At 69.2% G+C, this 5,593-nt stretch carries 4 protein-coding genes and 1 pseudogene; 3 read left to right on the top strand and 2 right to left on the bottom strand.

What is annotated here, in order from left to right; genetic code table 11:
- Together D180_RS24210 and D180_RS12070 are read left to right on the top strand one after the other, a co-directional pair.
- Positions 1-403, top strand: a pseudogene (locus D180_RS24210) (metal-dependent phosphohydrolase); the annotation flags it as partial.
- A gap of 118 nt (positions 404-521) precedes the next feature.
- The gene (locus D180_RS12070; protein WP_017912997.1) at positions 522-1,526 is read left to right on the top strand and encodes a class I fructose-bisphosphate aldolase; all 1,005 of its coding nucleotides are present in this window, start codon (positions 522-524) and stop codon (positions 1,524-1,526) included.
- A gap of 147 nt (positions 1,527-1,673) precedes the next feature.
- Here the strand turns inward: D180_RS12070 and D180_RS12065 are convergent, their stop codons facing one another.
- Positions 1,674-2,357 (bottom strand): response regulator transcription factor, encoded by a 684-nt coding sequence (locus D180_RS12065; RefSeq protein ID WP_017912996.1) that lies wholly within the window; start codon positions 2,355-2,357, stop codon positions 1,674-1,676.
- Between the two features lie 94 nt (positions 2,358-2,451).
- On the opposite strand from D180_RS12065, the gene D180_RS12060 reads away from it, so the two are divergent.
- Positions 2,452-4,491: a sensor histidine kinase gene (locus tag D180_RS12060; RefSeq protein WP_232760464.1), complete on the top strand. Its 2,040-nt coding sequence runs from the start codon at positions 2,452-2,454 to the stop codon at positions 4,489-4,491.
- Between the two features lie 190 nt (positions 4,492-4,681).
- Here D180_RS12060 and D180_RS12055 read toward each other — a convergent pair.
- Positions 4,682-5,593: MBG domain-containing protein (locus tag D180_RS12055; protein ID WP_017912994.1), on the bottom strand; the 912-nt coding region annotated here is incomplete at its 5' end.

Here is a 5,593-nt window from a genome sequence, read left to right as displayed (position 1 = left end):
GCAGCGCGGCGGCGACCTGCGCGAGGACGAGCGCGCGGCCTTGCAGCATCTGCTGCTGTTGATCGTGGGCTACATCATGGCCATCCACGATTCCGGCGCCGGCAAGATGGTCGAGCAACTGCCGTGGCTGATCGCCGCGCCGGAAGCGGCCGAGGAAGTCGATCGCGTCTGCTGCGAACTGCGCTGGCAGCTGCCGGGGCTGCGCCACCACGCCGCGTTGCTGGCGCACCGCCGCGCGCGCAGTGCCGACGACTGGCAGCCGTTGCTCGATGCGCTCGACATCGCCTTGCCGACAGCGCAGGGCGCGCCTGCGCCGGTGCCGGCCCTGGACGCCGCGCCGCTGCAGACCGCGCAGGCCGAAGAAGAGGCGCAGTGTGACGCAATGACGGATGCACTTGGCTGACGTGCCGGGAACATGCACGGTCTACGCCTGTAACCGCTTGCAATTCCCGCGGTAACGGAATGCATGCAGGCCGGCCCGGTATAATGGGCGTTCCCCCGCTGCAGCCATCAGGAACCGTATGAGCATCGAACAGCTTGCCGAAACCGCACAGGCAATGGTCGCCCCGGGCAAGGGCATCATCGCGATCGACGAATCCACCAGCACCATCGCCAAGCGCTTCGCCGGCGTGGGCATCGAGAATGTCGAAGAGAACCGCCGTGCCTACCGCGAGCTGCTGCTGACCACGCCCAAGCTGAGCGACCACATCTCCGGCGCGATCCTGTACGACGAGACGATCCGCCAGAAGACCAAGGACGGCGTGCCGTTCGCCAAGTACATGGCCGAGCACGGCATCATCCCCGGCATCAAGGTCGACAAGGGCACGCATCCGCTGGCCGGCATGCCGGGCGAACTGATCACCGAAGGCCTCGACGGCCTGCGCACACGCCTGGAGGAGTACTACAAGCTCGGCGCGCGCTTCGCCAAATGGCGTGCGGTCATCACCATCGGCGAGGACATCCCGTCGGGCGTGTGCATCGAGACCAATGCGCATGCGCTGGCCCGTTATGCCGCGCTGTGCCAGGAGCAGGGCCTGGTGCCGATGGTGGAGCCGGAAGTGCTGATGGACGGCGACCACGACATCGAGACCTGCTACGAGGTCACCGAAGCCACGCTGCGTTCGCTGTTCGGCGCGCTGTACGAGCAGAACGTGGTCCTGGAAGGCACCATCCTCAAGGCCTCGATGGTCATCGCCGGCAAGGATTGCGACGAGCAGGCCAGTGTCGAGGAAGTGGCCGAGTCCACCGTGATGTGCCTCAAGAGCACCGTGCCGGCGATCCTGCCGGGCATCGTGTTCCTGTCCGGCGGCCAGACCGACGAGCAGTCCACCGCGCACCTCAACGCGATGAACCAGCTCGGCAACCTGCCGTGGCCGCTGAGCTTCTCCTACGGCCGCGCCATGCAGCAGGCCGCGCTGAAGCTGTGGGCGCAGGACATGAAGGGCAATTTCGCCAAGGCGCAGCAGGTGGTGTACGAGCGCGCCAAGGAAAACGGCCTGGCCGCGCTGGGCAAGTGGCAGGGCTGATCGGCCCCGCAACGCCTGCGAGGAAAGAAAAACGCCGGCATCGCCGGCGTTTTTCGTTTCGGGGCCATCGTGTTGCGGGAGCCGGCAGCGGAGCTTGCGCACTGGTGGCCAGGCCGCAGGGCGCGTCGGCGAGGCACGCCGCGGCGCTCAGGGCGCCAACGCCGCCGGCGCGTGGAAGCGATAGCCGCTGTTGCGCAAGGTCTTCACCGGCAGCGGGCGTCCGCTGATTTCCTCCACGCGGCGCCGCAGGCGGTACATCTGCGTGTCCAGCCGCCGCCGGTCGTACTCGAGGAAGTTCACCCCCAGCGCGTCGGCGATCTCGCGGTGGCCCACGCTCTCGCCGGCATGGCGCATCAGGCAGGCCAGCACCAGCAGATCCTGGTGCGACAGCGGCACCGGCGGCGCGTTGGGAACGTTCAGGCGTGCGGCGGCCAGTTCCAGGACCCAGCGCGCCGCCGGTGGCGGCAGGGCCAGGCGCCGGCCCAGCGACGCCAGGGTGGCGGCGAGTTCGTCCAGATCGACGCCCTTGCCCAGGTAGTGGTCCACGCCGAGTTCCAGTCCCGCGATGCGGTCGCTGGCGGTGTTGCGTGCACTGAACACCACGATGCCCAGCCGATGGCCGGCACGCCGCAGTTCACTGACCAGTTCCAGGCCGCTGCCGTCGGGAAGACCGACGTCGATCACGGCCATGGTGTGGCGCGCCGGATCGAATCGTTGCCGGAAGCCGGCGATGCTGTCCACGCAGAGGACGACGTAGCCCAGATCCTGCAGGAACTCGCCGAGTTCTTCGCACAGCACCGGCTCGTCCTCGAGCAGGATCACCTCGGACATGGAGTCGCGTCCTCGCGCAGTGCGGTTTGCTGTAACGTCATCGGCTGGCAAGGGTGCGGTATGGCGAATGATGGCGCAATGGTGGCGCTGGCTGGTGGGCGCATGGCTCGTGGTGGGCGTGGCCGTGGCCGCCGACGCGGCGCCATCCGCGGTCGCGGCGCTGCCGCTGACCAGCGCGCACCAGGATGCGAGCGGGTATCTGCAGCGCCTGGACGATCCGCACGGCCGACTGGACGTGGTGCAGGCCGCCGCCGCGACCGGCTGGACCCGGCTGCCCGACGGCCTCAACGCGGGATTCGCCGACGGTGCCGTGTGGCTGCGCCTGCCTGTTCATGTCCAGAGTGTACCGCCCGGCGGCTGGATGATGCGATTGAGCAATGCCTTGCTCGACGACGTGCAGGCCTACGTGCGGCCCGAGGGCGGCGCCTGGCGCGCGCTGGGGGACAGCGGCGAACGCGTGCCGCGGCGCGATTGGCCGGTGGACTATCGCAGCCCGGTCTTCCAGTTCGCGCCAACGCATGCGGGCGATTACGAGGTGCTGCTGCGGTTGCGCAGCAAGAACGCGTTGGTCACCCGTCTGGACGTCTGGCAACGGCTGCCGTTCGATAACCACTCGCGGCGCGAGGGGCTGCAGTTCGGCCTGTATTTCGGCTTCTACCTGTTGCTGCTGTGCCTGCACGTGCTGTTCTGGCTCGCCACGCGCGCGCGCATGAGTGGCCTGTTCGTGGCCTACCTCGGCGGCTGCGTGTTCAACGAAGCGATGTCCATCGGCCTGGTGCAGCAGGTCACCGGCATGCCGATGGCGTGGAGCGACACGCTGTTGGGCATCAGCATCGCCTGCAGTCTGCCGGTGGGATTCCAGGTCGCCAGCCGGCAACTGAACCTGCGCGCCTTTCATCCGCGGCTGGTGCGCTGGGGCACACGTCTGCTGTGGGCGGTCGCGTTGGGGTGCGCCGTGTTCGTGCTCGCCGGCCACTACGCCTGGGGCATGCAGCCGGTGCAGTCGCTGGGCCTGCTGGAGATCCTGCTGCTGGCGGGGCTGGGGCTGCACCTGCTGTGGCGACGCTATCGGCCGGCGCTGTTCTTCGTGCTCGCGTTCTTTCCGTTCTATCTGGGGGTGATGCTGGGCTTCCTGCGCAACCTCGGATTCGTCCCGGTCAATGCGTGGACCCAGTACGCCACCACGTTCGGCACCATGCTGCACATGACGCTGCTGAGCGTGTTCCTCATCGGTCGTTACGAGCGGCAACGCCGATTGCGCGAACGGCGGCATGCCGAGGCCGCGGTGGCACTCGCGCGCAGGCACGGTCTGGCGCTGGAGCGTGACGTGGCGTTGCGCACCGCAGAGCTGCGCAACGAAATCGGCAGGCGGCAGGCGCTGGAGAACGACCTGCGCGGTTTGCTGCAGACCGAGCGCAAGGTCATGCAGGAGCAACGCGATTTCGTGGCGATGGTGTCGCACGAGTTCCGCACGCCGCTGGCCGTCATCATGACCTCGGCGCAACAGCTGGCGCGCAAGCTGGATGCGCCGCCGGAACGCAATCGCGTGCGCTGCGGCAACATCCGCGACGCGGCGCAACGGCTGCTGGCGCTGGTGGACGAGTATCTCGCCGACGACCGCATGGGCGAGGCGGCTTCGGAACTGCGGCTGCAGCCGTGCGCCCTGCGCGTCCTGCTCGACGACCTGTGCGGTGACTTCCCGCCGCAGCGCGTGGTCTGCGAGATTCTCACCGACGACGACGGTCTGCTCACCGACACCGGACTGCTGCGGGTGGCCGTGCGCAACCTGCTCGCCAATGCCGACCGCCATTGCCCGGCGGGCATGGCCATCCGCGTGCGCGTCCGCGGCGGTGCCGGAGGGCTGCGGCTGGAGGTCGCCAATCCGGGCGAACGCATCGCGCCTGCCGAACGCGAGCGGCTGTTCCAGAAGTACTACCGCGGCGAAAGCGCGCGGCATGCGCCGGGCGCGGGGCTCGGTCTGTACCTGGTCCGGCGCATCGCCGAGCGTCTCGGGGGATGGGTCGGCCTGGCCAGGCAGGCACCCGACGAGTCGGTCTGCTTCGTATTGCTGCTGCCGCGCCACCCGGATGCACAGCTCGCAGTGTCGCGCGTGCCGCCGGCGACGGATGCCTGATCGCAGGCGGCCGTGCGTATCCCGACGCCCGCTCTGCGCCAACAGCAAAAACAATCGGGCGCGGCGGCGACCGATCGCCGCGCGTTCGTGCAGAGAGCCCGGTGCCGATTCGTGTACCGGCGAGGGCCGTGACGAAAGCGGTGCCATGACCCGACGACACCGCCGCGCGGTGTCGTCAGGTCATTCCCGGCTACTGCCGGATGATGCAGCTGTCCGCGGAGGCGTTGGACGCGCCCGGGCTGCAGGCGACCGCCGGGGCGCGGATGCCGCCGTCGACGATCAGGATCGAGTCGGTAGCGGCCGTCACGGTGCCGCTGCTGCCGCCGTGTGCCGCGGCCGCCAGTTGCCTGGCCGTCTCGTCGGCCTTTTGCGGACTGGTCTCTGTCGTGCTGCCGGCATCGCTGGTCACCGTGGCGGCGGCGACCGAGGTGTTGATCGCCTGCACGGTGGTGGTGGGCAACTGGACAGCGCCGCCGCCATCGCCGTTGCCGGCGACCACGTTCAACAGGCCATCGACGTAGCTGATGGTGTAGTTGGACAGCCCTGCGCCGGTGGCGCCGGAGGCGGTGATGGCGTAGTTGCCGACCGCAGCGCCGCTGCCGGCACCGGCACTGTTCAGGGCGACGCCGGAGACGGTGTCGCGGTTGAGCAGGCCGGAGACACGGTAGCCGGTGAGGGTGGCGGTGCTGCCGACGGTCTTGCTGGCATCGCTGGCGACGATGCGCAAGGTGGCCGGATCGACGCGCAGGCTGCCGTCGACGTAGCTGACGACGTAGTTGGACAGCCCGGCGCCGGTCGCGCCGGAGGCGGTGATGGCGTAGTTGCCGACCGCGGCGCCGGCACCGACGCCGGCGCTGCCCAGGGCGACGCCGGAGACGGTGTCGCCGTTGAGCAGGCCCGAAACGCTGTAGCCGCTGAGGGTGACGGTGCCGCCGTAGGTCTTGTTGGCGTCGTTGGCGACGATGCGCAAGGTGGCCGGATCGACGCGCAGGCTGCCGTCGACGTAGCTGACGACGTAGTTGGACAGCCCGGCGCCGGTCGCGCCGGAGGCGGTGATGGCGTAGTTGCCGACCGCGCCGCCGGCACCGGCGCCGGCGCTGCT

The sequence above is a fragment of the Xanthomonas sp. SHU 166 genome (genome assembly GCF_000364685.1).
Lineage (GTDB): Bacteria > Pseudomonadota > Gammaproteobacteria > Xanthomonadales > Xanthomonadaceae > Xanthomonas_A > Xanthomonas_A sontii.
Note: the sequence above shows the minus strand (reverse complement) of the source record. Positions and strands in the feature narration are given on the sequence as shown.

Bases quoted from the DNA above. Each gene is read 5' to 3' on its own strand.
- D180_RS12070 (WP_017912997.1), top strand. From the start codon at position 522: ATGAGCATCGAACAGCTTGCCGAAACCGCACAGGCAATGGTCGCCCCG.
- D180_RS12065 (WP_017912996.1), bottom strand. From the start codon at position 2,357: ATGTCCGAGGTGATCCTGCTCGAGGACGAGCCGGTGCTGTGCGAAGAA.